The organism is Pseudomonas sp. Root401 (assembly GCF_001425105.1).
In the GTDB taxonomy this organism is placed as follows: Bacteria; Pseudomonadota; Gammaproteobacteria; order Pseudomonadales; family Pseudomonadaceae; genus Aquipseudomonas; species Aquipseudomonas brassicacearum.
In genome coordinates, this window is record NZ_LMDO01000005.1 from 83757 (window position 1) to 110134 (window position 26378).

Here is a 26378-nt window from a genome sequence, read left to right on the forward strand (position 1 = left end):
TCGCCACAGAGCCTATCCCTCTTCTGCCCCACTACCCAGCCTCTCGCCAACCCGGCAAAATGCCCGGCATGAATACACTCCCTACCCTGCCCGCCTGCTGCTCGCCTTTGGATGAACATTGGCTCTTGCCCGATGCCCTGCCCGATACGGTGTTGCTGAGCACGCGCTTCGACCCGTTGTTGCTGGTGGGCGCCGACTTCCCCAACAGTGCCATCGAGCCCCCGGCGAGCATCCAGCGCTCGGTGGCCAAGCGCCAGGCAGAATTCCTGGCCGGGCGGATCTGCGCCCGGGCGGCGTTGCAACGGCTCGACGGCCTGGCCTGCGTGCCGGCCATCGGCGAAGACCGCGCCCCGGTGTGGCCGGCCCATGTCAGCGGTTCGATCACCCACAGCACGGGTCGGGCAGCGGCCATCGTCGCGAAAAAAGATCATTGGCAAGGGCTGGGCATGGACGTGGAAAACCTGCTCGACCCCGAGCGCGCCGAACGCCTGGCCGGTGAAATCCTCACCTCGCCAGAGCTGCAACGCATGACCAAACTCGCCAGCGATGACCGGGCCTTGCTGGTGACCCTGACCTTTTCCGTGAAGGAAAGCCTGTTCAAGGCGCTGTACCCCATCGTCAGGCAGCGCTTTTATTTCGAGCATGCCGAGGTGCTGGATTGGACACACGATGGACAGGTACGCCTGCGTTTGCTGACGGACCTGTCGACCGAGTGGTGCCATGGCAGTGAACTGCAAGCGCAGTTTGGGGTGAAGGACGGGCAGCTATTGAGCCTGGTGGGGATCAAGGCCTGAGAGCTGTGCTGCTGTTCAGGGCCTCATCGCGGGCAAGCCTTGCTCCCACAGCAAACCACACTTAAATCAGGGAGCACTGATCTGTGGGAGCAAGGCTTGCCCGCGATGGCGGTCGATCAGGCACCCCACCTATCACGACCTGTCCTGATGCCTCGGCCAACTCAAACTGAAACAAGCCCCGCCCAGGCTCTTGCTCTTGCCGATCAGCGCCCGGCCGTCGTGCCAGTGGATGATCCGCCGCACGATCGACAACCCCAGCCCATGGCCGCCCGACGCCCGGGCGCGGCTGTCGTCCAGGCGTAGGAAAGGTTTGAAAATCCGCTCCCATGCCGCTTCCGGCACGCCGGGCCCGTCGTCTTCCACATCCACCCGGCAGCGCAACTGGCCTACCTGGTAGCTGACAGTGACCCGGGAGCTGGCGTGGCGCATGGCGTTACCCACCAGGTTCTGCAGGGCACGGTGCAGAAAACGTGGCTCGGCCTCGACCCAGGCGCCGTCGCAATCGGCGGCCGACAGGCATAGACCGCGCTCGACCGTGATCCCCGCCCGCAACGGCCCCAGCTCATCGATCACTTGATTGACCAGCGCATCCAGGTCCACCCGCTGGAAATTCAGGGCCGGTGAACCCTGCTCCAGCCGCGCGTAGGTGAGCATTTCGTCCACCAGTCGATCCAGGTCTTCGATGTCGTGATCCATGCCCGCCAGGTATTTGTCCCGGGCCTGGGGCGTGGTGGCGCTGCCGAGCATTTCCAGGCCGAAGCGCAGGCGCGCCACCGGGGTACGCAATTCGTGGGACACCGCACGCACCAGCTCTCGCTGGATCGCCAACAGTTGCTGCAGGTGCTCGGCCATGCCATTGAACGCAGCAGCCAATCGCCCGACCGAGTCGGCGCCTCGGGCCGGCACCCGGGTTTCCAGGCTGCCCTGGGCGATCTGGGTGGCGGCCGACTCCAGGCCACGCAAGCGCCGCTCCAGTTGGCGCACCAGCAGGTAGACGATCAAGCCGATCAGGCTCAAGCCCAGTGCCGCGATCAGCACCAGCCATTGCGGCGGATAAGGGTTCATCTGGTACAGCGGGCCGATCTCCAGCACCCACGGCGTGCCGACCATGCCGGCGAAGACCCGGATGGAGTCGCCGCCCTTGCCCAACGCCATCACCGTATCGCCCTCGGACACACGACGGCGCTGGTCGTCGTCCATGTCCGCCTGCTCGGTGGTCATGAGTCGCAGATCGAAACCAAAACCTTTTTCCTGCGCCAGTTGCGCCAGCCGTTTGGGTTGTTCGGCCACCGGATAACGCACCAGCTCGTCGGCCAACAGATAGATGGTCGCGCGGGCCAGTTGTTCGCTGATCTGCTGGACTTCCCCCACCAACATCAATTGCTCGGCATCATTGATCAGCCGATAGACTTTTGCCGCGTGCGGCCCGGTCTGCTCCACCAATGCCTGGCCGCGCATTACCCGGGTGCGCTGGCCGAGGTCGAGGTCGGTCTGGGGAAAAGTCTGCAACGCCAGGGGAATGCCCAGCAGGCGCTCCCACACCAGCAACGCCCGGCGCCGTTCGGTGTCGTTCATCGGCCGCAGGTTGTCGGCCATCAACGAAAATGTGCCGTGGGCCAGGCGCTCGCGGTATTGCTCGCTGCGGGTCTGGTTGAGCAGGTGCAGGGCCAGTACGCCGAGGACCGCCACCAGCACCAGTGCGGCACACATGCCACCATAAATACGCAGGAAGATCGAATTCACGGTGCAGTGTCTACGCAGGCTTCAGGAACGAACAGGTAGCCTTTGCTGCGAATGGTCTTGATCAGCCGTGGATGGTCCGGGTCGTCGCCGATCTTGGGGCGGATGCGTGAAATGCGCACGTCGATGGAGCGATCCTGGCCGTCATAACCGATGCCGCGCAGGGCGGTGAAGATTTCTTCCCGGGACAGGATGCGCCCGGCATTGGACACCAGCAGCCACAGCAGGTCGAATTCGGCGCTGGTCAGCTCGATACCGTTGCCCTGCAACCAGGCTTCGCGCAGGGCGTCGTCGACCACCAGCGGGCCGAATTGCAGGCGTCGCGGCTTCTGCGCGACGCTCGGCTCCGGTTCGCTGCGCCGCAGCAAGGCCTGGATGCGCGCCAAGAGCAAACGCGGGCGAACCGGCTTGCAGACGTAATCATCGGCGCCCAGGTCCAGGCCCTGGATCTGATCGGTGTCGTCGGTGCGGGCAGTGAGCATCAGGATCGGCCCGTCATAATGCCCGCGCACCTTGCGACAGATGCTCAGGCCGTCTTCGCCGGGCAGCATCAGGTCGAGGACCACCAGGTCCGGCTGCTCGGCAATGATCCGTGCCGCCGCCACCGCGCCGTCGCCTTCGATGGCGACACGCAACCCGTTGCTTTCGAGGTATTCCCGGGTCAGCTCGGCCAGACGCTGGTCATCCTCGACGATCAATACCTGCCAGGCTTCTTGTTCCACTGAGGGACCTTTTGGCTGATTAGCTAAATAAGGAAAGGCGTGTCGCCAATATCACTGACAAGGCGAACCCTGTGGGAGCGAGCTTGCTCGCGATGGCGGTGTGTCAGGCACCCTTGGTACGGCTGAACCGACGCTATCGCGAGCAAGCTCGCTCCCACAGGTTGGGTCCTGCGCCACTCCCGTCTTTTTGTCATGTTAAAGGAGGATAAACACACCCATGCATGGGCCGATTGTATAAACGTCACCTGCGCAGAAAACAAGCGGACAAATGCGTTTCGATCGGCTGGGTTTTATGTGGTAATGTCCGCGCCCGCAAAAATCACCGGGCGGTTTTCGGATCGTCGAAACCGACGAAAAAAGGTCCACTCCAGCTAGGTCGCGGCCTACAGAGCCGTTCCACGATTCGCACACAAATTACGCACAGGCTTATCCACAGGTAGTACGTTGCATACCCCCCGAAAACGCATTATCTTGTAGCCCGCCGCGTAAAAAACCCTACATGTAGGGTTTCAGGCCAAAAACCAAACACAAGTCGGACAGAGAATTCAAGCGCTTTTCTTGCTTCTGTCCAGCTGAAACACCGTATTTCCCCAAGCCCAGACCGCCCCTGCGGATGGCAACTGTTTCCAGGTCGAAAACGACCGAAACGGTACGGGTGTTGCAGTCAATTGCTGCCACCCCGGCAACCCGGTTTCGAGCCCCGCTCGCAACCTGAGAACTTCGGATGGAAGCGGCATTAAACGCCTGCTTCCTACTGTCCCGAAGTTGTTATGCCCGGCGCCAGTCGGTTGTAGTGCTTCAGGACGGAACGGTGGGCACCGTGATGGTGCCCAAACAAACATAGAGAACGTGGAGACACCCATGCACACCGACACAACTCGCGAGAACCCGCAGGGCACCGCGCCGCTGGCCGCCGATTCGAACCCGGATCTGTCCGCCACCGCGCCGGGCCAACTGCGCGTGATCAAGCGTAACGGCACTGTCGTTCCTTACACCGATGACAAGATCACCGTCGCCATCACCAAAGCGTTTCTCGCAGTTGAAGGTGGCACCGCTGCCGCTTCGTCGCGAATCCACGACACCGTGGCCCGCCTGACCGAACAGGTCACCGCGACCTTCAAGCGTCGCATGCCCTCGGGCGGCACCATCCACATCGAAGAAATCCAGGACCAGGTCGAACTGGCCCTGATGCGTGCCGGCGAGCAGAAAGTGGCCCGCGACTACGTGATCTACCGTGACTCCCGCGCCAAGGAACGTGCTACCCGTTCCCCGGCCGACGCACCGGTCCAGGCCCACCCTTCGATCCGCATCGCCCGCGCCGACGGCAGCCTGGCGCCGCTGGACATGGGCCGCCTGAACACCATCGTCACCGAGGCTTGCGAAGGCCTGGAAGAAGTCGATGGCGACCTGATCCAGCGCGAAACCCTGAAGAACCTCTATGACGGCGTTGCACTCAAGGACGTCAACACGGCCCTGGTGATGACCGCGCGGACCCTGGTGGAGCGCGAGCCGAACTACTCCTTCGTGACCGCCCGCCTGCTGATGGACACCCTGCGTGCCGAAGGCCTGAGCTTCCTGGAAGTCGCCGAGAGCGCGACCCACCACGAAATGGTCGACCTGTACGCCAAGGCGTTGCCGGCCTACGTTGCCAAGGGTATCGAGTTCGAATTGCTGAACCCGGTCCTGGCCGAATTCGACCTGGAAAAACTCGGCAAGGCGATCAACCACGAGCGCGACCAGCAGTTCACCTACCTGGGCCTGCAAACCCTGTACGACCGTTACTTCATCCACAAGGACGGCGTGCGTTTCGAACTGCCGCAGATCTTCTTCATGCGCGTGGCCATGGGCCTGGCGATCGAAGAGAAGCAGCGCGAAGACCGTGCGATCGAGTTCTACAACCTGTTGTCGTCCTTCGACTACATGGCCTCGACCCCGACCCTGTTCAACGCCGGTACCCTGCGTCCACAGCTGTCGAGCTGCTACCTGACCACCGTTCCGGATGACCTGTCGGGCATCTACGGCGCCATCCACGACAACGCCATGCTGTCGAAATTCGCTGGCGGCCTGGGCAACGACTGGACCCCGGTTCGCGCATTGGGCTCGTACATCAAGGGCACCAACGGCAAATCCCAGGGCGTCGTGCCGTTCCTCAAAGTGGTCAACGACACCGCAGTCGCGGTCAACCAGGGCGGCAAGCGCAAGGGCGCGGTCTGTGCCTACCTGGAAACCTGGCACATGGACATCGAAGAGTTCATCGAGCTGCGCAAGAACACCGGCGATGACCGTCGTCGTACCCACGACATGAACACCGCCAACTGGATCCCTGACCTGTTCATGAAGCGCGTCTTCGATGACGGCAAGTGGACCCTGTTCTCGCCATCCGAAGTGCCGGACCTGCACGACCTGACCGGCAAGGCTTTCGAAGAGCGCTACGAGTACTACGAAGCCCTGACCGAGTACAACAAGATCAAGCTGTTCAAAGTCGTCCAGGCCAAAGACCTGTGGCGCAAGATGCTGTCGATGCTGTTCGAAACCGGCCACCCATGGCTGACCTTCAAGGACCCGTGCAACCTGCGCAGCCCGCAGCAGCACGTCGGCGTGGTCCACAGCTCGAACCTGTGCACCGAGATCACCCTGAACACCAACAAGGATGAGATCGCGGTCTGCAACCTGGGCTCGATCAACCTGCCGAACCACATCGTCGACGGCAAGCTGGACACCGCCAAGCTGCAACGCACCGTGAACACCGCCGTGCGCATGCTCGACAACGTGATCGACATCAACTACTACTCGGTGCCACAGGCGAAGAACTCCAACTTCAAGCACCGTCCGGTCGGCCTGGGCATCATGGGCTTCCAGGACGCCTTGTACCTGCAGCACATCCCGTACGGTTCCGATGCCGCGGTCGAGTTCGCCGACAAGTCCATGGAAGCGGTCAGCTACTACGCGATCCAGGCTTCCTGCGACCTGGCCGACGAGCGTGGCGCCTACGAGACGTTCCAGGGTTCGCTGTGGTCCCAGGGCATCCTGCCGCTGGACTCGCAACAGATCCTGATCGCCCAGCGCGGCCAGAAGTACATCGACGTTGACCTGAACGAATCCCTGGACTGGGCACCGGTTCGCGCCCGTGTGCAGAAAGGCATCCGTAACTCCAACATCATGGCCATCGCACCGACCGCCACCATCGCCAACATCACTGGCGTGTCGCAGTCGATCGAGCCGACCTACCAGAACCTGTATGTGAAATCGAACCTGTCGGGCGAGTTCACCGTGATCAACCCGTACCTGGTTCGCGACCTCAAGGCCCGCGGCCTGTGGGACTCGGTCATGATCAACGACCTGAAGTACTACGATGGTTCGGTGCAGCAGATCGAACGTATCCCGCAAGAGCTCAAAGAGCTCTACGCAACGGCCTTCGAAGTGGACACCAAGTGGATCGTCGACGCCGCCAGCCGTCGCCAGAAGTGGATCGACCAGGCTCAGTCGCTGAACCTGTACATCGCCGGCGCTTCGGGCAAGAAGCTGGACGTGACCTACCGCATGGCTTGGTACCGTGGCCTGAAAACCACTTACTACCTCCGTGCCCTGGCCGCGACCAGCACCGAGAAGTCGACCATCAACACCGGCAAGCTGAACGCGGTTTCCAGCGGCGGCAACCACGGTGACGATTCGGTCCTGGCTGCTCCAGCCGGTCCTGCGCCAGTGCCAAAAGCCTGCGCGATCGACGAGCCGGATTGCGAAGCTTGCCAATAAGCTGAGCGAGTGGGCGCGTAAAAGCGCCTGCTGAAAGAAACCCCCGATAGACCGCTGGTTTATCGGGGGTTTTCTTTTGTGTAGGGAAAAGCTCGCTAAAAAAAACGGCAAAGCCTGGGTTGTGGCTTTGCCGTTTGCGTTTATCTCAACGCTACATCCGCTGGAAAGCAACGGATGCTGCGGTGGCCAGATGGCGCTTAGACCGGAAGGGTGAAAGAGTCACCGTTGTTGGTGAAGAACGTCTCGATGGTATTACCGCCCGCATACCAGTCTTTCAGGAAAACACCGGAGTCCAGATTGCCGCTCTGGTAATCGGCAACATTGAAGATGTAGGCACCTGCATCAGTCTTGATAACCTGCACGTCATTGACGCTCTGGATATTCTTCAGCCTGACAGTGTCGACACCTGTCGTTCCGATGTCTTCAATGGCGACCATGGTTTTGGAGTTGACGATGTAGGCATCCCCACCTTCCCCACCGTAGGCATCGCCAGACGCATTCATATTGAAAGTATCAAAACCTGCGCCGCCATGAAGTTCATAGGCGTAGCCGGTTCCCGTCAGGATGTCGTTGCCATCGCCGCCATAGGCAATACCGGAGGAGACAGTCAACGTATCACTGCCGGCCTCGCCGTAAAGCACACTGCCAGCGTCGTTGCCGCTGCTGGACATGGTGTCATTGCCATTGCCGCCATACAGCGTATCGGCCTGGGTGCCCGCGGAAGGCGTCAATGCAAGGGTGCTGATATCCGTGACGGTGCCGCCATAGATAAAGTCATCGCCATCGCCGCCATAGAGCAAGTCGTTACCCGCCCCACCTTCCAGCCTGTTCGAGTAGGCGTTGCCCGTCAGCGTGTCGTTGAATTGCGAGCCGATCAGATTATCGATATTGGCCAGCACGTCGCCTTGCGCATCACCACCCGACGCAATTCCAGCGAGCAGGTCGACCTGCACAGCATCGCTGCTGGTCAGGTACCAGGCACCATCACCACGGCCCAAGCCATTGAGCGTATCGGCACCTGCACCACCGATGAAGTTTTCCGCGGCCCCCGTACTACCGGTGAAGGTATCGGCCTGGGCAGTTCCCTGGAAAATCTCAATGGAGGTGTAGCTATCACCGGCCGCGACACCCGTCACCAGCGGCGCACTCAGATCCAGCGTGATGCCTGAGCTCTCACTGGCGAAGCTCAACAAGTCCAGGCCGGCGCCGCCATTGAAGATGTTGGCACCCGCATCACCGACAAAGACGTCACTGAAGTTGGAACCGGTAATGGCTTCAATGCTGCTATAGGTGTCACCTGCGGCGATGCCTGTGTGAATGCCCGTTTGGGTGTTGATGGTCACACTCGCACCGCTGTCAGCGTAACTGACCGTATCGGTTCCCGCGCCGCCGATGAGTTGGTCCGCACCAGCGCCACCGAACAGGGTATCGTTACCCGCGCCGCCGATGATGACGTTGTCTGAGGCGTTACCGCGACCGACGAAGTTTCCCGTGCCAGTGAAGGTCAGGCGCTCGACCTCCGAAGCCAGTCCTGATTGGTACGCACCTCATCGTCACCGCCACCGGCAAACTCGCGCACGAACTGGCTGGCAGTGCCGTTGATGACRTACACGTCGTTACCCGCACCRCCATAGAATTCGGTGGTGCCCAGAGCAGTGGTGAAGACATCGTCAAGGTTCGAGCCGGTAATCCTCTCGAAGCCAGTGAAGGTGTCGCCTTGAGCATCACCGCCCGACCCCGTCCCCGCGGTGGCAGACGTCATGGTGATATTGACGCCCTGTTCCGACTGCGAGTAGGAGAGCATGTCGGTACCGGTGTAGCCATCCAGGCTGTCGGCATCGGCACTGGCGTAAAACGTGTCGTTGGTGGTCGAGCCTCGAAACGTTTCGATACCGCTAAAGGTATCGCCCGCTGCAAACCCGGTGTGTACGCCGGTTTTCARGTTYARGGTYAYGCCACCCGARTCCTCGTAACTGGCGATATCAACGCCGGCACCACCAATCAATTGGTCGGCGCCATTGCCACCGATCAGGACATCGTTACCCGCGCCGCCGGTAATGATGTTGTCCGAGNTATGCCACCCGAGTCCTCGTAACTGGCGATATCAACGCCGGCACCACCAATCAATTGGTCRGCGCCATTGCCRCCGATCAGGACATCGTTACCCGCGCCGCCGGTAATGATGTTGTCCGAAGCGTTGCCAACGCCACGGAAATTACCCGTGCCGGTGAAGGTCAGGCGCTCGACCTCTGTTGCCAGGGTCACGCTGGCCTGATTGGTACGTATTTCATCGTTTCCCCCGCCTGCAGCCTCGTAGACCGTGACCCCCGCCCCGCCGACGATGTACACATCATCACCGGCCCCGCCTTGAAGGGAATGCCCACTGGTCTGCGCGGTCAGCGTGTCGTTGAAGGACGAGCCCACCACCGTTTCGATGGCCGTTAATGTATCGCCCTGAGCATCCCCTCCCAGGCCGGTCCCCGTGATCAGACTGACTGTCACCCCAGCGGTGGAATTCACGTAGGACGCCGTATCAGTCCCTGCCCCACCATTGAGGATGTCCGCACCCGCGCCGCCCTCCAACCAATCATTGCCGTCCCCAGCGCTCAGCGAGTCATTCCCTTCCAACCCATACAACTGATCCGCACCCGTGGTACCAACCAAAGTGTCCGTACCCGATGTCCCATTAATCACTGCCATTTTTTCTTCCTTGCCCTGTTGATGATTCGGTTGTATGTCGATTAATCAGCAGAGCCTCACCCTTCCCGGAAGGCCCGCTGGGCGTGGTCACTGATCGGTTTAAGCAAATAAGACATGACGTTCCTGGAGCCGGTCTGGATCATCGACTCCACAGGCATCCCCGGCACCAGGGCAAGCCCTTGCAGCTTTGCCAATTCGCTTTGAGGAATCTTGATACCTGCCCGATAAAAACCTATTCCGGTACGTTCATCCTGAATCAGATCCGCTGACAACCGCACCACGGTGCCGGTCAGTTCGGGCGTGGTGCTGCGGTTGAACGCGCTCAAGCGCAAGGTCGCGGATTGCCCGACCGTTAGCTGGTCAATGTCTTGGGCACTGATTTTCGCCTCCACCAGCAGTTCATCGTCAGCGGGTACGATCTGCATGAGCCCCTCGGCCGGTGAGATGACGCCACCGATGGTGTGCACGGCCAATTGCTGCACGCGTCCGGCAATAGGCGAGGTGATGTCGATGCGTTTGAGCTGATCGCTGGCAGTGATTTCCCGCTCGATCAATTCGCCCTGACGAGCCAGCAAATCCCTCAGCTCCTGGGACACTTCACTGCGGAAAGTCTGGTCAACCTGGAGTCGTTGCAACTCGGTTTCGGCGATCTTGCCCCGGGCCTCGGCAATGGAGGCCATCAGTTGTCCACGTTCTCCGCGCAACCGGGCGATACCCCGAGCCAGGGCATTGACCCGGTCGAGGGTCATCATGCCTTTGTCGAACAGCTTCTTGACGGCCTGGTATTCGCTATCGATCAGTTCGATTTCTTCCAGCTTGGTTTTCTGCTGGATGTCGTGGCCGGCAATGGTTTCGTTGAGCTGCTGCACACGTTCGCGCAGCTGTTTCTTCTGGCCTTCGCGGGAAGCGCGTCGATCAATAAACAACTGCTGCTCGATGGCCATGACCGACTTGGCCTCCTGCAGACTCATGCGGGTCAGCAACTCTTTGGGTATCGCCACTTCGCTGGCATTGTCCCGTTCGGCCTCCAGGCGAGCCAGACGCGCCCATGCCTGGTTCAACGATTTACTGACGATGGCTTGGCTGGCGGCGGGCAATGTGGCATCGAGGCGCAACAACACGTCCCCGGCAGCGACTGTCTGCCCTTCCTTGACCAGGAGTTCGGCGACCACGCCGCCGGTAGGATGCTGGACGGTCTTGACGCTGCCTTCCACGGCGACCACACCCGTGGCGATGACCGCGCCGGACAGGTTGGTGCACACCGCCCAGGTCAACCCTCCACCGAGCAGCACCACCAATGAGATCGCCCCCCAGCGCAGATGACGAGACAAGGAATCGGTCAGGGTGATTTCTTGATCGCTATGCATCAGTTGGATGCTCCCAGTTCCACGACATTATTGGAGGGCCGTGGGGGCGCTACAGGAGGTCGTTTAAGGACGACATCCCTGGGGCCGTAAGCCGCTTGCACGCCGTTCTCGAGGATCAGTACCTGATCGATCACCGACAAGATATTGGTGCGATGGGCAATCACCACCACGATTGCGCCACGGGCCTTGAGCGTCAGGATGGCCTTGGCCAGCGCCTGTTCGCCCTCGGCATCGAGGTTTGAATTCGGCTCGTCCAACACCACCAGGAATGGATCACCAAACAATGCCCTGGCCAGGGCCACCCGCTGCCGTTGGCCGGCCGAGAGGTTGACCCCGCCCTCGCCTACTTGGGTTTCATAGCCTTGGGGCAACTGCAGGATCAGCTCATGAACCCCGGCCAGTTGCGCAGCGCTGACAACCGCGCTGTCCGGTGCCGAAGGGTCTAGCCGGGCGATGTTCTGGGCGACGGTTCCAGTGAACAAACCAACGCTTTGCGGCAGATAACCGATCAACTTGCCTCGGGCCTGCTCGGTCAGCAGACCCAGCGGCGCGCCATCGAGCCGGACATGCCCGCGAGCCGGTGCCCAGGCGTTGACCAGCACCCGCGCCAATGACGACTTGCCCGATGCGCTCGGTCCCACCACACCTACAGCAGTACCCGCGGCGACCATGAAGTTGATATTTTGCAAGGTCAGGCGCTGCGCGCCGGGCGGCGCGGCAAACACACTTTCGACCTGCAAACTGCGATGGGCAGTGGGCAGCTCGGTCTTGCTCTGGGCATCCGGGAACAAAGAGAACACTTCCAGCAGCTTCTTCCAGGCGATCTGGGCGCCCAACAGGCTGCGCCACGTGGCAATGACCTGCTCCGCCGGTGCCAGGGTCCGCGCCACAATAATCGAGGCGGCGATCATCGTGCCGCCGCTCAAGTCGCCCTGGATCACCAACCACGCCCCCAGGGCCAGGGCCGCCGATTGAACGACCTGGCGCAGGGTTTTGGAAATGCCACCGTAAAAGCCGCCGATGTCGATCGAGCGTCGCTGCAGGGTGATGAAGGTGCTGTGATTGTTCTGCCAGATATTCGATGTGTTGGCCAACATGCCCATGGCCATCAGCGCTTCGGCGTTCTGGTGAGCTTGCTGACCCAAGTGATTGCGCTTGTTCAACGCCTCGGCTGACGCCTGCATCAGTTTGCGGGTTTGCCGGTCAGTGATCAGGGTCAGAGCGATGAGGATGATCATCAGGCCGGCGGCCAAAAGACCGAACAACGGATGAATGTAAAAGCAGACCGCGAGGTAAACCGGCATCCAAGGCAAATCGAAAAAAGCCACCAGGCCCGGTCCGCCAATAAAACCGCGAATCTGGTCCAATTCCTGGGCTGGTTTCAGGGCATCGCCGGTAATGGGTGTCTTCAGCGACGCACCGGCAATGACATTGAAGACTTTGGCGGACAGCGCCAGGTCCAGCGAGGAGGCAATTCGCACCATGACTCGGGAGCGAATGATATCCAGCAGGCCGGAAAGCGCATAAACCCCCAGCGCCAATAGCCCCAAGGCGACCAAGGTAGGGACGCTCTGGCTGGGAATGACCCGGTCGTAGACTTCCAGCATGAACACCGGGCCGATCAGCGCCAGAATATTGATCACACCGGAGAACAGCGCAGCGCCCAGCAGCCCCCGACGCAGTACCGATTTCAATGAAGGCGCGACGATAGGCGCACTGATAGCGTTATGGGGTTTCAACTGGTATCCGTCCCTTGGTTTTCGTGACATCCCTGTCGTCAGTCAATACAGACTCGATGACAGTCGTATGGAAACTTGACGCTCGTTGAGCGATTAGGACTGAAGTGCAAGTTCCGCACCAGTCATCCGACAAACGGTAATAATCACCCAAAGAATTTCATGCAAAAAAAACCGACGTCTCAGGACGTCGGTTTTTTTGAAGCAGCCCGCTATCAGGTCATCTGAATGATGGTCTGCATGATGGTGCTCTGGGTGGAGATAGTCTTCGCGTTCGCCTGGTAGTTGCTTTGCGCCTTGATCAGCTCGACCAGTTCGTTGGTCAGGTTGACGTTGGACTCTTCCAGGGAGTTGGAGACGATCGAACCCAAAGTGCCGGTTTCCGGGGCATCGTAGCCCGGGATGCCCGACGCGAAGGTTTCTTTCCAGCTGGTGCCGCCTACTGGCTGCAAACCTTGCTCGTTGGTGAAGCTGGCGAGCGCGAGCTGGCCGATCGGCTTGGTCTGGTTGTTGCTGAAGTTGGCCAGCAATACACCGCTGCCGTCGATGGTCAGGTTGGTGATCTGGCCGGTGGCGTAACCGTCCTGGGCCGGAATCGACCGGGCGGTGTCGGCGTTGAATTGGGTGGTGTTGGACATGGAAATTGTAATAGGCGACGCGCCGGCTGCGCCGTTGGCAGTCCATACGCCATTGGTCACGGTGCCAGGAATCCAGCCAGTGAGCTTCAGGTCGTTGCTGATGATCGGCGCCGCCGGCGGAACAGTCACAGGCGTAGCTGGAGTACTGACCTGAGTCAACTTGCCGGACGAATCAAAAGTCATGGTCGAAGGGATAGGAGCGTTCGCACCGGTCGTGGTCGGCAAGCTGCCGTTCAGGTTACGACCATCGATCAAGGTGTATACGTTCCAGGTGTTGCCGGCAGTCTTGACCATGTACTGGTCCATGGAATGCTGGTTGCCCTGGGTGTCATAGACCGGCGTGGTGAATTGCTTGGTGAACGTCGCGGTGTCGCTTGGATTGAACGCCGCAGTGATCGCCGTCGCCGTCGAGTTCAGGTTGATCGTCGACGAAACCAGCGTGGTGGCATTCGGCGGCAAATTGGAGGTGTCGATGCGCAGGTCGGTCAGGATGCCGTTCTGGATCTTGCCGTTGGCATCCACGCCATAGCCCTGCAGGCGCGCAGTACCATCGCTGTTGGTGATATAGCCTTCCTTGTCGGTCTTGAAGGTACCGGCACGGGTGTAGCTCAGCGAACCGTCGTTGCTCAGGACAAAGAAGCCCTGGCCCTGGATGCCCATGTCCAGCACGTTGCCGGTGTTGTTCACGTCACCCTGGCCGAACTGCTGGGAAACGTTGGCCAGGCGCACGCCGTTACCGACGGTCTTGCTGCCCGAGCCCAGCTTGGTGGCCGAGTAGACGTCTTCGAATTCTGCGCGGGACGACTTGAAACCGGTGGTCGCCACGTTGGCGATGTTGTTGCCGGTCACGTCCAGCTGTTTGTTGGCTGCATAGAGACCGCTAAGGCCGATGTTGAAAGACATGTTGACTCCTTTTGCCGGTTAGTCGGCTCTACATACCAATAGTTTGTACTTTGGACAGGGCAATGCTGCCCAGCCCGGCCAGGTTGAGCATCAGCTCACCGCCCGTCTGGCTGATCGTCACGCTGCTGACCGTGGCCGGCAGGTTGGTGATCAGCGACGTGGCCTTGCCGTCGATGGTGGTCGAGGCCGCGAAGGTGTAAGTGCCCGACTCAACGACCGTGCCCGCATCGTTCTTGCCGTCCCAGATGAAGGCGGAATTACCGGCGCTCTGGCTGCCCAAGTCGATGGTGCGAACAGTCTTGCCGTCCTTGTCCACGATCTTGACCGCGACGGAGGGCACCGATGTTGGTACCACCACCGTGCCGTTGAGGCTCTTGGAGGTATCGACCACGGCCTTGTCACCCGGGGCAATGACCGAGCGACCGACCAGCGACGAGGCTTGCAGGGCCTGGGACGAGTTGTAGTTGCCGGCGATGCCGCTCACGGTCTCGTTGAGGGTGGTGATGCCCTCCAGGCTGCTGAACTGTGCCAGTTGGGCAACGAACTCGCCGTTATCCTGTGGCTCCAGCGGGTTCTGGTTTTTCAGCTGGGTGACCAGCAACTGCAGGAACGCATCCTTGCCCAATTCCTTCTTGCCGGTCGCTGCACTGGTCGCCGCGCCCAGGCCATCGGTCTTGGTGCTGGTCTTGACCGAGGAGTTGGCCAGAATCTCGTTAAGGCTCAAACCACTTGTTGTACTGGTAACGCTCATGTGAATCGCCCCTTATCACTGACCGAGGGTCAGGACCTTCTGCATCATGGTTTTGGCGGTGTTCATCATTTCGGCGTTGGTCTGGAACGAACGACTGGCGGAAATCATGTCGGCCATTTCTTCGACGACGTTGACGTTCGGGTAATAGACATAACCCTTGGCATCTGCCGCCGGATGGTTTGGCTCATAACGTGCTTCGAGGTTGCTCTGGTCTTCGACCACGCCAAGCACCTGCACGCCCTGCCCGGCCGCGTCCTGCTCCTGGAACAGCGAGTCGCTGCCGCCGGACTGGCCGCCCTGGAACATGGTGGCGAATACCGGGTGGCGAGCGCGGTAGGTCTGGTCGATGCTCGACGAAACGGTCTCGGCGTTGGCAATGTTACTGGCGACGGTGTTCAGGCGAGTGGTCTGGGCACTCATGGCACTGCCGGCAATGTTGAATACGCTAGCAATCGACATGGCTTACTCTCCGCGCAGGGCCGATACCAGCCCTTTGAACTTGCTGTTGAGCAGGGTGAAGCTGGCCTGGAAGTTCACGGAGTTTTCCGCGTAGTTGGACTGTTCCAGTTGAGCGTCCACGGTGTTCTGGTCGATCGATGGTTGCATCGGCGTGCGATACATCAGCGATTCGTCGCCATTGCCCAGGCCTTCGGCTTCGATATGACGGCTGTTGGTCATGTTCAAGGCGAAGTGGCCGTTCTTGGTCTTCTCGTTCTGCTCGGCGAGCACTTTGGAGAAGTCCAGGTCGCGCGCCTTGTAGTTCGGGGTGTCGGCGTTGGCGATGTTGTTGGCCAGGACTTCGGCACGCTGGGCGCGGAAGCTCAGGGCCTGTTCGTGGATACCGAGCGCTTTATCGAAGCTGATGCTCATGTCGGAAACCTTTGGGTGACCAGAATGTACGTGCGATGAACTTAGCAAGCGCCGTGCCACTTTGGAAAAGCCCATAAACCGGGGCTTTGCGGGTATCGGCAAAGCGGCAATGCCAGAAAAGCGGCAACTGGCTTCCGCAGGCTGCCGCTTTTCTGCCGCTTCTGCAGGACAAATGCGTTTCATTGTGGGAGCGAGCCTGCTCGCGATAGCGGTGTGTCAGTCCACATTGATGTCGCCAGGAGTACCGCATCGCGAGCAGGCTCGCTCCCACAGGAAGCAGTTGTGGACTGGAAGAAACCGGCAGGCAAAAAAAACGGGAGCCCCGTGAGGACTCCCGTTTTTTGACAGCTCAGGCCAATCACTTCGCCTGGTAGATGATCCCCGGGCTGCACTGGACCATCTGGTAATGATCCGGCAAACCGTTCAACGCCTCGGAGGCGCCGAGGAACAGGTAGCCGCCCGGCTTGAGCGTGCTGTGGATGCGCAGCAGGATGTCTTTCTTCACTTCGGCGGAGAAGTAGATCAGTACGTTGCGGCAGAACACGATGTCGAACTTGCCCAGGCTGGCATAGCTGTCCAGCAGGTTGAACGAGCGGAACTCCACCCGGCTCTTGATCGGCGCCTTGACCACCCATTTACCCGGCCCTTTCGGATCGAAGTAACGTTGCAGACGATCCGGCGACAGGCCCCGGCCGATGGCCAGGCTGTCGTACTCGCCGGTCTTGCAGTTATTGAGCATGGTCCCGGACAGGTCGGTGGCGACAATCTGCACGCCGCCTTTCAACTGGCCGAGGTTGGACCGCTCGAACTCATCGATGGACATCGACAGCGAATAGGGTTCCTGCCCCGACGAACAGGCCGCCGACCAGATCCGCAGACGCTGGCCCGGGCTGGCCTTGATGGCCGCCGGCAGCACTTTGTTCTTCAACACCTCGAACGGATAGGTGTCACGAAACCACAGGGTTTCGTTGGTGGTCATCGCGTCCACCACCATCTCGCGCAAGCCACTGCGCGGTTGGGTCTGGATACGCTGCACCAGTTCGCCCAATGACTTGAGGCCCTGCTGCTCCATCAATTTATTGAGACGGCTCGACACCAGGTATTGCTTGTTTTCACCAAGCAAGATGCCACAGGCTTTTTCCAGGAAGACCCGGAACTGTTCGAAATCCAAATTACCCGTAGACAAGATACCGCCTCTTTCATCGTGTTGACTTGCCGGGCGCACAACGCGCCCGACCTTTTATTCTGCTGCCTTGATCCGCTCGACGACCCGGGAAGCCAGGTCATCTGGACGGAATTTCGCGAGGAAATCGTCAGCGCCGACCTTCTTGACCATCGCCTGGTTGAAAACCCCGGACAACGAAGTATGCAAGATGATGTGCAGCTTTTGCATGCGCGGGTCGCTGCGGATTTCCGACGTCAGGGTGTACCCATCCATCTCCGGCATTTCAATGTCGGAGATCATCATCAGGAACTCTTCCTCGGGCTTCTTGCCCTCGTCGACCAGCTTGCGCAGGTAATCCAGCGCCTGTCGCCCGTCGTTCAACGCCACCACCTCGACACCGACCGTTTGCAGGCAACGGGTCACCTGCTTGCGGGCCACCGAAGAGTCATCGACGGTCAACACCCGCAGCGAAATCGCCTTGTGCTGGGTTTCGGCATCCACCACCCCTGCGGAGATCGCTTCCGGCGTGGGCGCTACTTCGGCGAGGATCTTCTCCACGTCGATGATTTCCACCAACTGGTTATCGACCCGGGTCACTGCCGTGAGGTAGTGATCGCGGCCGGTGCCCTTGGGCGGTGGATGGATCTCTTCCCAGTTCATGTTGACGATGCGCTCCACCGAGCGAACCAGGAACCCCTGGGTCTTGGTGTTGTACTCGGTGATGATCACAAACGGATTGCTCTGGTCCAGCAGCCGGCCGGAACCGGTCGCCATTGCCAGGTCGAGAATCGGGATGGTCGCTCCCCGGATATTGGCCACACCGCACACGACGGGGCTGGATTTGGGCATCAGGGTCAGCTTGGGGCATTGCAGCACCTCGCGGACCTTGAATACGTTGATCCCATACATTTGTTGGCCGTCGAGACGGAACAACAACAGCTCCAGGCGATTCTGACCGACCAGCTGAGTGCGCTGGTTTACCGAATCCATTACTCCCGCCATGCCCTGACTCCTACCTAACGCTAATGTGTCCGACGCGCATTCATCACTAAACGGCACGGGGCTTGCTATTGAACCGGCATGAACGCACAAACGACATTTTCTCGACGCCTGACCACTCACTGCCGCCACTGGCTCGGTGCACTGCTGGCTGTCTGCCTGTTCACTTCGGGCGGTCCTGCCCTTGCTGCTGTTCCGGTTACCTTGCCTGATCTCCTTATCGGCGTCACTCAGGGCTTTCTTGAATTCACCGTAGAAGACTATCTGGCTACCAGTCAAACGGAAGGTCGCTACGAAATCGAAGTCAACCAACTCGACCCCCGTCTGCGCATGCCGATGTGCGACAAGGAATTGACTGCTTCGCTGGAGAGCCCTGCCCGGCCCCTGGGCCGCGTCACGGTGAAGGTTCGTTGCGACAGTGCCGCGCCCTGGACGGTGTTCGTGCCCGCTCAAGTGCGCCTGTTTCGGGAAATTGTCACCACCACTCGTCCGCTCAAGCGGGCCGGGATCGTCGAGCCCCAAGACGTGATGTTGCGTGAACGGGACATCAGCCAGATCAACCAGGGCTTCCTGACCTCCGTCGACCAGGCCATCGGGCAGAAACTTGTCCGACCAATGGTCGCCGATCAGATCGTGACGCTGGTGCATCTGGAACAGGCCGAGGTGGTCCGCAAGGGCGACCAGGTGGTCATCACCGCCCGCAGCGGCTCCATGGCCGTGCGGATGCCCGGCGAAGCCCTGTCCAACGGCGGCATGCGCGAACAGATACGGGTGAAAAACCTTAATTCCCAGCGCGTCATCAAGGCACAAGTGGTGGCCCCAGGCCAAGTGGAAGTGGCGATGTAATGACCTGGTCGAGGAGGTAGAAAGCTGGCGCTTGATCCCGGTGTTCCCTAGACTGTGCCTTACGCAAAGGCAAGCGCAGACGTGCGCACGTTCATTTCATAAATGAGCCTAAAGTTTTTTTGGGGATGGCCGAAAACATGGCAAGCGTCCAAATACCCAGAGGTTTTTTACCATGGTCATCGATTTCAATCGTTTAAACAGCTCTTCACCGCTGCCAGGCACTACGCGTACCAGCGCCACCAAGGAAACCGCCGAAGCCGGCAAATCCGCGCCGCTGCCTACACCAGCCGAACAGGTCAGCAACGGGGAGTCGGTACACCTCAGCAATGAGGCTCAGCAGTTGCAGAAGGTCACTGACAAGCTGCGCGATCAACCTGTCGTCGACAACGCCCGCGTGGCCGAGTTGAAAGCAGCAATCGCCGATGGCAGCTACAAAGTCGACAGCAACCGCGTAGCCAGCAAACTGCTCAACTTCGAAGCCCAGCGCTAGGCCGCCGCCTGCGCCAGGCTTTTGGACGCTAAGACCCAAGGCCAGCCATGCACGACACTCATTTGTTGCAATTGATCATCGACGACTTTGTTCCAGCGCAACAGCTACTGGAATTGTTGCAGGCCGAATCCGTGGCATTGCACGGTCGTGACATGCCTCTGCTGGAGAATATCCTGGCGCAGAAACAGGCCTTGATCATCTTGCTTGACCAGCATGGCCGCAAACGCAGCGAGATCCTCGCCAGCCTCAACCTGCCCGCCAGCCATGAAGGCCTCGAGCAACTGGCCAGCCAGTCGACGATCGGCGATCAGTTGCGCTCCCAGAGCAAAGTACTCAACGACCTGCTCGCCCAATGCCAGGCAACCAACACTCGCAACGGCCAATCGATTCTGATGCAGCAGGCCGCCACCGCCAATCAGTTGCGCATCCTCAACGGTGGCGAGATCCCTACGCTGTATGACGCTAGCGGTTCAACGGCCAGAATGGTCAAGCATCGCCCGCTCAGCCAGGCATGAAACGAACAATGCCTTCGCTCTATCAACGCGCGATACATGCTGGCAAAATGCCGGCCATTCGTAGTCGTATTTTGCCTGGAGATTGACTCACCGTGTTCAATGCCTCAAACGCGGATGATGCTCCGCAGCCACCCAAGGTCCTCACCACGCCCCTGGAAATCTCCGGCAACCTACGGATGCTGCAAGAGAGCCACGACCCACTGATCATCACCTTCCACGAACGTAGCCAGCGTTTCCAGAGCTACCTGGTCAACGTCGATCGCGAGACCAACTCCATCGCCCTGGATGAAATGATTCCCCGGGACGGCGAGCGTTTCCTGCTGGCGGGCGAGCCTTTTCGTGTCGAGGGCTTCCATGACGGCGTGCGTATCGCATGGGATGGCAAGGGCCCACTGACCATCGATGAATCCAGCGACGGTCGCTGCTATCGCGGCGCCCTGCCCGACGAAGTGGTCTACCACCAACGTCGCAACGCCTTCCGCGCCGCCCTGAAACTGGCACAACTGGTGAGCGTTGAACTGGGCGGTGACAAGCTCAAGTCCCCGGTGGACGGCAAGCTGCTGGACATCTCCGCCACCGGCTGCAAGTTGCGCTTCGACGGCGACATCACGGAGCGTCTGCAATTGGGCCAGGTGTACGAGCGCTTCATCGCGGCCCTGCCTTTTGGCAACATGACCGCGCCAGTCGAACTGCGCTACCTGCATTTCGAAGAAAGGATCAACACCACGTTCGCCGGCGTACGCTTCCACAACATCAGTGGCCTGGTGCAACGGCAGGTCGAGCGGTTCGTCTACCAGCTCCAACGAGAAGCCCGGCGCTTCGATAAAGACGACCTCTGATTTTCGAGGCATAAAAAACGGGCAGTCCCTTGCGGCGACTGCCCGTTTTTTTATGCCTGCTTCAAGGCCTGGCCTGGGTAAAACTCGGTGTCTCAGGCTCCTCAGGCCCAGTCTCGGCCTCGGTCTCAGTGGCCGGCTCAGGCTCCATGTCCGGATTGGCCGGCGCCTGCATCTGCTCCTGCACCACCTGCTCGTCCACCCGCGGATCAAGACACGCCACCAAAGGCGAACTCGACATGCTGTCCGGCATCGCCACGTGATGCAGCGGTGCGTCATCGACCTGATGCAGGTTGGTCACCGCTTTCGGCCGGATCCGCCACACCAGCACCAAGGCGAAGAAAGCGAAAAAGCCGTAGAGCATCTGGCTGCCGAACATCTTCATCAGCACGCCGGCCACCAGCGGCCCGATACTGGCCCCCACGCCGTATGTCACCAGCAGCATCGCGGTCAGGGACACCCTTCGATCAGCTTCGACGTGGTCGTTGGAAAACGCTACCGCCAGCGGATACAGGCAGAACTGCACCAGCGAACAGAAGAACCCCGCGACGAACAGCACCTCCAGCGGCACCGTCGGAAGAATGGCCAACGGCAGCGCACAGATCGTCAGGACCAGCGCAAAGCAGCGGATCAGCAGCGCCCGGTCATATCGATCAGACAGCCACCCCAGCGGCCACTGCACCAGCAGTCCGGCGAAGATACAGCTACCCATGAACAGACCGACCTGCTCGGTCGACAGGCCCTGCTGAGAGGCATACAGGGGCGCCAGGCCATAGAACGAGCCGACGATCAACCCGGAGCCCAGCACCGTACTCAATGACTGCGGCACACGCTTGATGAAGAAGCGCGGCTCCATGGGCGCCGGATGCAGCGCCGCCGGGTGAATTCGCCGGGTCAGTGTCACCGGCACCAGGCACAAGGCGAAGCACAGCGCCACCAGCATCAACAGCTCAGGCCCCAGGGCCGGGTGCATGACCAGGATCAACTGGCCCAGCACCAGCCCCAGGTACGAGGCAATCATGTAGCCGCTGAACACCACGCCACGCTGCTTGGCATCGGCTTGCTCGTTGAGCCAGCTCTCGATGACCATGTACTGGCACATCATCCCGAGGCCGACAATCATCCGCAACACGATCCAGGCCGGCAGCCAGTTCACCAGGCCATGGCCCAGCACTGCCGCCCCGACAATCCCGGCGCAGGCCGAATAGGCGCGGATGTGGCCGACACGGGCGATCAGCCGGTGGCCGATCTTGCCACCCAGCACCAGGCCGAAATAGTTGGCGGCCATCAGCGCACCGACCCAGAGGCTGTCCACATGGTCGGCGGCCAGGCGCAAGGCCAGGTAAGTACTCAAGAGGCCCGAGCCGATCAACATCATCAGCGAGGCGAAATAAAGCGCTCGAAAAGGTTTCCAGATTTGGCGCATCGGCGTTCCGAGCGGCTCCTTGAGGTGAGTAAGGGCTACCTGTTGAAGATAGCCCGAATGCGACGGTTCGTTATGCCTGGGCCGCTAGGACACGCCGCTCCCAGGGCGTGATTTCATCGAAGAAGCTGGTCAGCTCCAGGGTCTTGGAGGCGATGTAGCCTTCGATGAACTCCGTACCGAACAGTTCCTTCGCCAGATGACTACGCTTCAGACGCTCCAGGGCGGCATGCAAGGTACATGGCAACGACAGATTATCCGGCACTTCGAATTCGCCCTGGATCGCCGCGCTCGGCTCCAGCCGATGCTCAATCCCATACAGCCCGGCGGCCAGGCTGGCGGCAATCGCCAGGTAGGGGTTGGCATCGGCCCCCGGCAAGCGGTTCTCGACCCGCCGGGCCACCGGCGAACTGGCAGGAATCCGCAGCCCGGCCGAACGGTTGTCATGGGACCAACAGGCATTGTTCGGCGAGGCGAACGGGTGGCACAGGCGCTGGTAGGAATTCACGTTCGGCGCGAACAACGCAGTGAAGTCCGCCAGGCACGCCTGTTGCCCACCGATGAAATGCCGGAAAGTCGCCGTCGCTTCGCCCGCTTCGTCGCTGAAAACGTTGCGACCGCTGTCCGCCTCGACGACGCTCTGGTGGATATGCATCGAACTGCCCGGCGTGTGGGCCAGGGGCTTGGCCATACAGACCACGGTCAGGCCGTGCTTGAGCGCCACTTCCTTGAGCAGGTGCTTGAACAGGAAAGTCTGGTCGGCCAGCAACAGCGGGTCGCCGTGCAGCAGATTGATCTCGAACTGGCTCACGCCCATTTCATGCATGAAGGTGTCGCGAGGCAGGCCCAGCGCCGCCATGCACGCATAGACTTCACTGAAGAACGGACGCAGGCCATTGTTGGAACTGATGCTGAACGCCGAATGACCGTCTTCGCGACGTCCGTCCAGGCCCATCGGCGGCTGGAACGGCTGGGTCGGGTCCGGGTTGGGAGCGAACACGAAGAATTCCAGCTCGGTCGCCACCACCGGCGCCAGGCCCAGGGCTGCATAGCGAGCGACAACGGCCTTGAGCTGGCCGCGCGTCGAGAGCTGGGAGCTTTCACCGGTCAACTCGTCGGCATCGCAGATCGCCAGGGCACGGGGCTGTTGGCTCCAGGGCAGGCGATGAATCTGTTTCGGATCGGCCACCAGCGCCAGGTCGCCGTCGTCGCTGCCGTAGAAACGCGACGGCGGATAACCGCCCATGATGCATTGCAGCAGCACGCCCCGCGCCAACTGCAACCGCCGGCCTTCGAGGAACCCCTCAGCGGTCATTACCTTGCCCCGCGGCACGCCATTCAAATCCGGCGTGACACATTCAATCTCATCAATGCCCGTCAGTCGCTGCGCGAGTGAACGCTGGCCATCGGTCGTCATGACGCAATCCTTGTTATGTGCGAGCCGCGAACGGCAACCCGTACAAAATAGGCTTCGGCTGTTCGGAATATCAAGCACCCACAAAAATAAACTACAAGCCTTGGAATACATTGTGGGAGCGAGCCTGCTCGCGATGGCGATGTATCAGTCAACTCAATATTGGCTGAGCCGACGCCATCGCGAGCAGGCTCGCTCCCACAGGGAATTTGTGGTGCCAGGGATCTTTATGAAGGGCATGCTCAGGGCAGGTAAAGCCGGAACACCCCACCACCCAACACACCGCCATTGGCAATCTCGGTACGCCCGCTCACGCCGCCGCGCTGGTGCAGCCCGGCGATCCGCGCGGCGAAGTACAAGCCCAGTCCGGTGCTGCCGCTGCTGTGGTTGATGCCCTGCACATACTCGGCCTGACGCTCGATCATCTCTGGCGGGTAACCTTCGCCGTCGTCATTGATGGTCAGCACCAGTTGCCCGGCCTCGTCGCTGACACTGATCAGCAATGCCTGGCGCGCATGGCGAATGGCGTTGTTGATGCAATTGTCGAGCACCGACGCCACCAGCTCACGGTCGAAAAAGCCCAAGGGGCTGAGCGGGTCGACTTCATAGGTGACCATGATCCCGCGACTGCGGAACACGTCCTGATGGCCGGCCAGTTGCGCCTCGATGAAGTCATCCAGCTCATGGTAGGCCGGGTGCAGCGGCAACTGGTTGACACCGAGCTTGTACAGCCCCAGCAGTTGCACCAGCAAACCATTGAGATGGGCGAACTCGAACTCGATGACGCCTTGCTCCGAGGTCTGGCGCTCGGCGTCGGGCAAGCGCTCGAGCCATTGCGTATGCGTCTGCATGAGCAAGGTCAGGGAGTTCTTCATGTCGTGCACGGTAGACGCGATCACCGTGGAAAAATCGAGGGCCTGTTCGCTGTCATTCATCGCCAAATGCCTTGCTTCGCAGTTTTTGATAACGCGCAAAACGCGCATCGGTGTCGGGCATCATGCCCACCAGTTTCAGGCAGGCGCGGCACTCCTGCAGCAGTTCCGACTCCACGCTGGTGTCGGTGCCATGCAGCAGCGATTGCGCCATGTTCAGGGCAATACTGATGTTCTTCGGTTGCATCTTCAGGGCGCGGCGGAACAGCTCCCGCGCCTGCGGCAACGCGCCGGTCTTGTAGACCCGCACGCCTTCGCGGTTCAGCTCGGCGGCGGCATTGCCCTGGTTGAGGATGGTCGGGTCGTCGGTCAGCTTGGCGATGCCTTGCATCACCGTCGGGTCATCGCCGTAGATTTCCGCGCAGTTCTTGAGCATCGACTCGCCGGCGCTGGTCTGGCCAAGCATTTGCAACTGCTTGGCCACCAGCAACGCGGCTTCGGCGCTCATGAATTGCTCCATGCCATCGAGGCGCTGCAAAGCCTGTTCGGTGAGCTTTTCGGCGGTTTCGGCATCGTTGAGCAACAGGCTGGTGGCCTTCATCAGCCGCGCCCGAACCTGCAGCCCCGGGTCGTTGAGGTTCTCCTTCGCCACGGCGCTGAGAGTCGTGTTGATCTCCAGCCGGGTGCGGGTGTCGAGGCCTTTTTCGCTGCCCTTGCTGATCAGCGCATGGGCCAGGCCGAGGTTGCTTTCCGGGTCCTTGAAGCGCGACTGCGCGCCCTGCCCTACCGCCTGGCGATAGGCCCGGGAAGCCGTGTCGAAGTCTTCGTTGGTCATCGCCAGCTTGCCCAACAACGACTGGCGGCGCACGGCCAGCGGCGACAGGCGCACCGCCTCTTCCAGCACATGCTGCGCCTGCTTGGTGTCACCTTCGGCCACCAGCACGTCGGCCATGCCGTCGTACAAGGCCGGCATCATCGGAAAGACTTTCAGGGCTTTTTCATAAACGGCCTTGGCCTGCCCCACCTGGCCGCGCTTGAACATCAACTTGCCCAGCCCCGCGTAGGCCCACGGCAACGGGCGATCCGCGATGATGGAGTTGTACAGTCGTTCAAGAGCCTCGTTCTGATTCAGGTCACGCAACGCATCGGCCCGATAACGCAGGCACAACGGCCCGTAGCGCGGATCCTGTTTGCACAGGGCGATGCAGGCATTGAGCACTTCCATCGGCTTGCCACGATCGAGGGCTTGCAGGATCGGCTTGAGCAAGGTCTTGCGCTGCTCGAGCCGCTCCAGCCGCTGGGCCAGGCCGGAGCGGTTGAACGGTTTGGTCAGGTACGCATCGGGCTCATGCTCCAGGGCACTGAGCACCATCGCCTGGCTGGTCTCGGCGGTCACCATGAGGAAAACACTTTCATGGCTGATCAGCTTTTCGACCATCAGGTCTTCCAGCACCTGCTGGCCATTCTTGCGCCCGTCGCCCAGGTGATAATCCTGCAAGATGAAGTCATAGCGCTTCTGCGAGCACATGCGCAGCGCCACTTCACCAGTATCGGCGGTGTCCACGTCCTTGACGCCCAGCTCACGCAGCATGGAGCGGATCGAACTGCGGAAATCCGAGAAATCATCGACGATCAGAAAACTTTTTTGGTGGTACGCCAGCATCGAGGATGTCCAGGCAAGTAAGAAAATAACCCAATGGCATAACAACGAAACGCCGTGTCACACCCCCGAGGCGCGCAGATGATAGCCACCAGCCAGCAACGTTCAAGGGTTTTCAGCAACCGCTTGGCCTGGCTGGGTCGTGACGCACATTGCGAGCCAAAACGCAGGAGACAACCGGGCT

General features: G+C 60.5%; 23 protein-coding genes and 2 pseudogenes. 7 read left to right on the top strand and 18 right to left on the bottom strand.

What is annotated here, in order from left to right; all coding sequences use genetic code 11:
• Positions 1 to 68: 68 nt before the first annotated feature.
• Positions 69 to 794, top strand: a complete 726-nt coding sequence (locus ASC85_RS05910) for a 4'-phosphopantetheinyl transferase family protein (RefSeq protein WP_201785290.1) — start codon at positions 69 to 71, stop codon at positions 792 to 794.
• 132 nt (positions 795 to 926) lie between these two features.
• Here the strand turns inward: ASC85_RS05910 and ASC85_RS05915 are convergent, their stop codons facing one another.
• Together ASC85_RS05915 and ASC85_RS05920 are read right to left on the bottom strand one after the other, a co-directional pair.
• On the bottom strand, positions 927 to 2537 hold the full coding sequence (locus tag ASC85_RS05915) for an ATP-binding protein (protein ID WP_003204720.1): 1611 nt from the start codon (positions 2535 to 2537) through the stop codon (positions 927 to 929).
• A complete protein-coding gene (locus tag ASC85_RS05920; protein ID WP_057448618.1) occupies positions 2534 to 3256 on the bottom strand; it encodes a response regulator in 723 nt (240 codons plus the stop codon). Before ASC85_RS05920 ends, ASC85_RS05915 begins: the two co-directional genes overlap by 4 nt.
• Positions 3257 to 4117: 861 nt before the next feature.
• Between ASC85_RS05920 and ASC85_RS05925 the strand changes: the two genes are divergently transcribed.
• Positions 4118 to 7009, top strand: a complete 2892-nt coding sequence (locus ASC85_RS05925; protein WP_003204723.1) for a ribonucleoside-diphosphate reductase subunit alpha — start codon at positions 4118 to 4120, stop codon at positions 7007 to 7009.
• Positions 7010 to 7206: 197 nt separating this feature from the next.
• Here ASC85_RS05925 and ASC85_RS32960 read toward each other — a convergent pair whose 3' ends face one another.
• Positions 7207 to 8352, bottom strand: a complete 1146-nt coding sequence (locus ASC85_RS32960; protein ID WP_236712328.1) for a calcium-binding protein — start codon at positions 8350 to 8352, stop codon at positions 7207 to 7209.
• Between ASC85_RS32960 and ASC85_RS32965 the strand changes: the two genes are divergently transcribed.
• Positions 8323 to 8472, top strand: coding sequence for a hypothetical protein (locus ASC85_RS32965; protein WP_236712329.1), 150 nt, complete (start codon positions 8323 to 8325; stop codon positions 8470 to 8472). The two genes, ASC85_RS32960 and ASC85_RS32965, sit on opposite strands and share 30 nt — an antisense overlap.
• Here ASC85_RS32965 and ASC85_RS33740 read toward each other — a convergent pair.
• From ASC85_RS33740 to ASC85_RS05970, 11 genes and pseudogenes are all read right to left on the bottom strand, one after another.
• Positions 8425 to 8538 (bottom strand): annotated as a pseudogene (locus ASC85_RS33740) (hypothetical protein); the annotation flags it as partial. The gene ASC85_RS32965 and the pseudogene ASC85_RS33740 overlap by 48 nt on opposite strands.
• Complete coding sequence (locus ASC85_RS32970) at positions 8514 to 9071, bottom strand: hypothetical protein (RefSeq protein WP_330219805.1); 558 nt, start codon at positions 9069 to 9071, stop codon at positions 8514 to 8516. The pseudogene ASC85_RS33740 and the gene ASC85_RS32970, both read right to left, overlap by 25 nt.
• Before the next feature lie 11 nt (positions 9072 to 9082).
• Positions 9083 to 9709, bottom strand: a pseudogene (locus tag ASC85_RS33505) (calcium-binding protein); the annotation flags it as partial.
• A 56-nt stretch (positions 9710 to 9765) separates the two neighbouring features.
• The gene (locus tag ASC85_RS05935) at positions 9766 to 11076 is read right to left on the bottom strand and encodes an HlyD family type I secretion periplasmic adaptor subunit (RefSeq protein ID WP_057448619.1); all 1311 of its coding nucleotides are present in this window, start codon (positions 11074 to 11076) and stop codon (positions 9766 to 9768) included.
• Complete coding sequence (locus tag ASC85_RS05940; protein ID WP_057448620.1) at positions 11076 to 12815, bottom strand: type I secretion system permease/ATPase; 1740 nt, start codon at positions 12813 to 12815, stop codon at positions 11076 to 11078. The genes ASC85_RS05935 and ASC85_RS05940 overlap by 1 nt, the downstream gene beginning before the upstream one ends.
• A gap of 212 nt (positions 12816 to 13027) precedes the next feature.
• A complete protein-coding gene (gene flgE / locus ASC85_RS05945; protein ID WP_057448621.1) occupies positions 13028 to 14353 on the bottom strand; it encodes a flagellar hook protein FlgE in 1326 nt (441 codons plus the stop codon).
• A 28-nt stretch (positions 14354 to 14381) separates the two neighbouring features.
• Positions 14382 to 15104: a flagellar hook assembly protein FlgD gene (gene flgD, locus ASC85_RS05950; protein ID WP_057448622.1), complete on the bottom strand. Its 723-nt coding sequence runs from the start codon at positions 15102 to 15104 to the stop codon at positions 14382 to 14384.
• Between the two features lie 15 nt (positions 15105 to 15119).
• Positions 15120 to 15563: a flagellar basal body rod protein FlgC gene (flgC, locus tag ASC85_RS05955; RefSeq protein WP_003204730.1), complete on the bottom strand. Its 444-nt coding sequence runs from the start codon at positions 15561 to 15563 to the stop codon at positions 15120 to 15122.
• Positions 15564 to 15566: 3 nt separating this feature from the next.
• On the bottom strand, positions 15567 to 15974 hold the full coding sequence (flgB, locus tag ASC85_RS05960) for a flagellar basal body rod protein FlgB (RefSeq protein ID WP_003204732.1): 408 nt from the start codon (positions 15972 to 15974) through the stop codon (positions 15567 to 15569).
• A 358-nt stretch (positions 15975 to 16332) separates the two neighbouring features.
• Entirely contained in the window at positions 16333 to 17160 is an 828-nt protein-coding gene (gene cheR, locus ASC85_RS05965) for a protein-glutamate O-methyltransferase CheR (protein WP_003204735.1), read from the bottom strand.
• 54 nt (positions 17161 to 17214) lie between these two features.
• A complete protein-coding gene (locus ASC85_RS05970) occupies positions 17215 to 18141 on the bottom strand; it encodes a chemotaxis protein CheV (RefSeq protein WP_057448623.1) in 927 nt (308 codons plus the stop codon).
• Between the two features lie 78 nt (positions 18142 to 18219).
• On the opposite strand from ASC85_RS05970, the gene flgA reads away from it, so the two are divergent.
• From flgA to ASC85_RS05990, 4 genes are all read left to right on the top strand, one after another.
• Entirely contained in the window at positions 18220 to 18984 is a 765-nt protein-coding gene (gene flgA / locus ASC85_RS05975) for a flagellar basal body P-ring formation chaperone FlgA (RefSeq protein WP_057448624.1), read from the top strand.
• 172 nt (positions 18985 to 19156) lie between these two features.
• Complete coding sequence (gene flgM, locus ASC85_RS05980; protein WP_003204741.1) at positions 19157 to 19474, top strand: flagellar biosynthesis anti-sigma factor FlgM; 318 nt, start codon at positions 19157 to 19159, stop codon at positions 19472 to 19474.
• 47 nt (positions 19475 to 19521) lie between these two features.
• Positions 19522 to 19989 (top strand): flagella synthesis protein FlgN, encoded by a 468-nt coding sequence (locus ASC85_RS05985; protein WP_057448625.1) that lies wholly within the window; start codon positions 19522 to 19524, stop codon positions 19987 to 19989.
• 92 nt (positions 19990 to 20081) lie between these two features.
• Entirely contained in the window at positions 20082 to 20828 is a 747-nt protein-coding gene (locus ASC85_RS05990; RefSeq protein WP_003204744.1) for a flagellar brake protein, read from the top strand.
• Between the two features lie 61 nt (positions 20829 to 20889).
• On the opposite strand, the gene ASC85_RS05995 is transcribed toward ASC85_RS05990, so the two are convergent.
• The 4 genes from ASC85_RS05995 to ASC85_RS06010 all read right to left on the bottom strand — a co-directional run bounded on the left by ASC85_RS05995 (position 20890) and on the right by ASC85_RS06010 (position 26197).
• The gene (locus ASC85_RS05995) at positions 20890 to 22251 is read right to left on the bottom strand and encodes an MFS transporter (RefSeq protein WP_057448626.1); all 1362 of its coding nucleotides are present in this window, start codon (positions 22249 to 22251) and stop codon (positions 20890 to 20892) included.
• A 70-nt stretch (positions 22252 to 22321) separates the two neighbouring features.
• The gene (locus tag ASC85_RS06000) at positions 22322 to 23563 is read right to left on the bottom strand and encodes a glutamine synthetase family protein (protein WP_177343162.1); all 1242 of its coding nucleotides are present in this window, start codon (positions 23561 to 23563) and stop codon (positions 22322 to 22324) included.
• Positions 23564 to 23904: 341 nt separating this feature from the next.
• Positions 23905 to 24597 carry a sensor histidine kinase gene (locus ASC85_RS06005; protein WP_057448628.1) on the bottom strand — a complete coding sequence of 231 codons (693 nt, stop codon included), beginning with the start codon at positions 24595 to 24597 and terminating at the stop codon, positions 23905 to 23907.
• A complete protein-coding gene (locus tag ASC85_RS06010; RefSeq protein ID WP_057448629.1) occupies positions 24590 to 26197 on the bottom strand; it encodes a tetratricopeptide repeat-containing response regulator in 1608 nt (535 codons plus the stop codon). Before ASC85_RS06010 ends, ASC85_RS06005 begins: the two co-directional genes overlap by 8 nt.
• Positions 26198 to 26378: the final 181 nt, after the last annotated feature.

What these genes read in the sequence shown, in the direction of transcription:
- ASC85_RS05910 (WP_201785290.1), top strand. Translation starts at nt 69, where the DNA reads ATGAATACACTCCCTACCCTGCCCGCCTGCTGCTCGCCTTTGGATGAA.
- ASC85_RS05925 (WP_003204723.1), top strand. Translation starts at nt 4,118, where the DNA reads ATGCACACCGACACAACTCGCGAGAACCCGCAGGGCACCGCGCCGCTG.
- ASC85_RS05935 (WP_057448619.1), bottom strand. Translation starts at nt 11,076, where the DNA reads ATGCATAGCGATCAAGAAATCACCCTGACCGATTCCTTGTCTCGTCAT.
- flgE (WP_057448621.1), bottom strand. Translation starts at nt 14,353, where the DNA reads ATGTCTTTCAACATCGGCCTTAGCGGTCTCTATGCAGCCAACAAACAG.
- flgD (WP_057448622.1), bottom strand. Translation starts at nt 15,104, where the DNA reads ATGAGCGTTACCAGTACAACAAGTGGTTTGAGCCTTAACGAGATTCTG.
- flgC (WP_003204730.1), bottom strand. Translation starts at nt 15,563, where the DNA reads ATGTCGATTGCTAGCGTATTCAACATTGCCGGCAGTGCCATGAGTGCC.
- flgB (WP_003204732.1), bottom strand. Translation starts at nt 15,974, where the DNA reads ATGAGCATCAGCTTCGATAAAGCGCTCGGTATCCACGAACAGGCCCTG.
- ASC85_RS05970 (WP_057448623.1), bottom strand. Translation starts at nt 18,141, where the DNA reads ATGGCGGGAGTAATGGATTCGGTAAACCAGCGCACTCAGCTGGTCGGT.
- flgA (WP_057448624.1), top strand. Translation starts at nt 18,220, where the DNA reads ATGAACGCACAAACGACATTTTCTCGACGCCTGACCACTCACTGCCGC.
- flgM (WP_003204741.1), top strand. Translation starts at nt 19,157, where the DNA reads ATGGTCATCGATTTCAATCGTTTAAACAGCTCTTCACCGCTGCCAGGC.
- ASC85_RS05985 (WP_057448625.1), top strand. Translation starts at nt 19,522, where the DNA reads ATGCACGACACTCATTTGTTGCAATTGATCATCGACGACTTTGTTCCA.
- ASC85_RS05995 (WP_057448626.1), bottom strand. Translation starts at nt 22,251, where the DNA reads ATGCGCCAAATCTGGAAACCTTTTCGAGCGCTTTATTTCGCCTCGCTG.
- ASC85_RS06000 (WP_177343162.1), bottom strand. Translation starts at nt 23,563, where the DNA reads ATGACCGCTGAGGGGTTCCTCGAAGGCCGGCGGTTGCAGTTGGCGCGG.
- ASC85_RS06005 (WP_057448628.1), bottom strand. Translation starts at nt 24,597, where the DNA reads ATGAATGACAGCGAACAGGCCCTCGATTTTTCCACGGTGATCGCGTCT.
- ASC85_RS06010 (WP_057448629.1), bottom strand. Translation starts at nt 26,197, where the DNA reads ATGCTGGCGTACCACCAAAAAAGTTTTCTGATCGTCGATGATTTCTCG.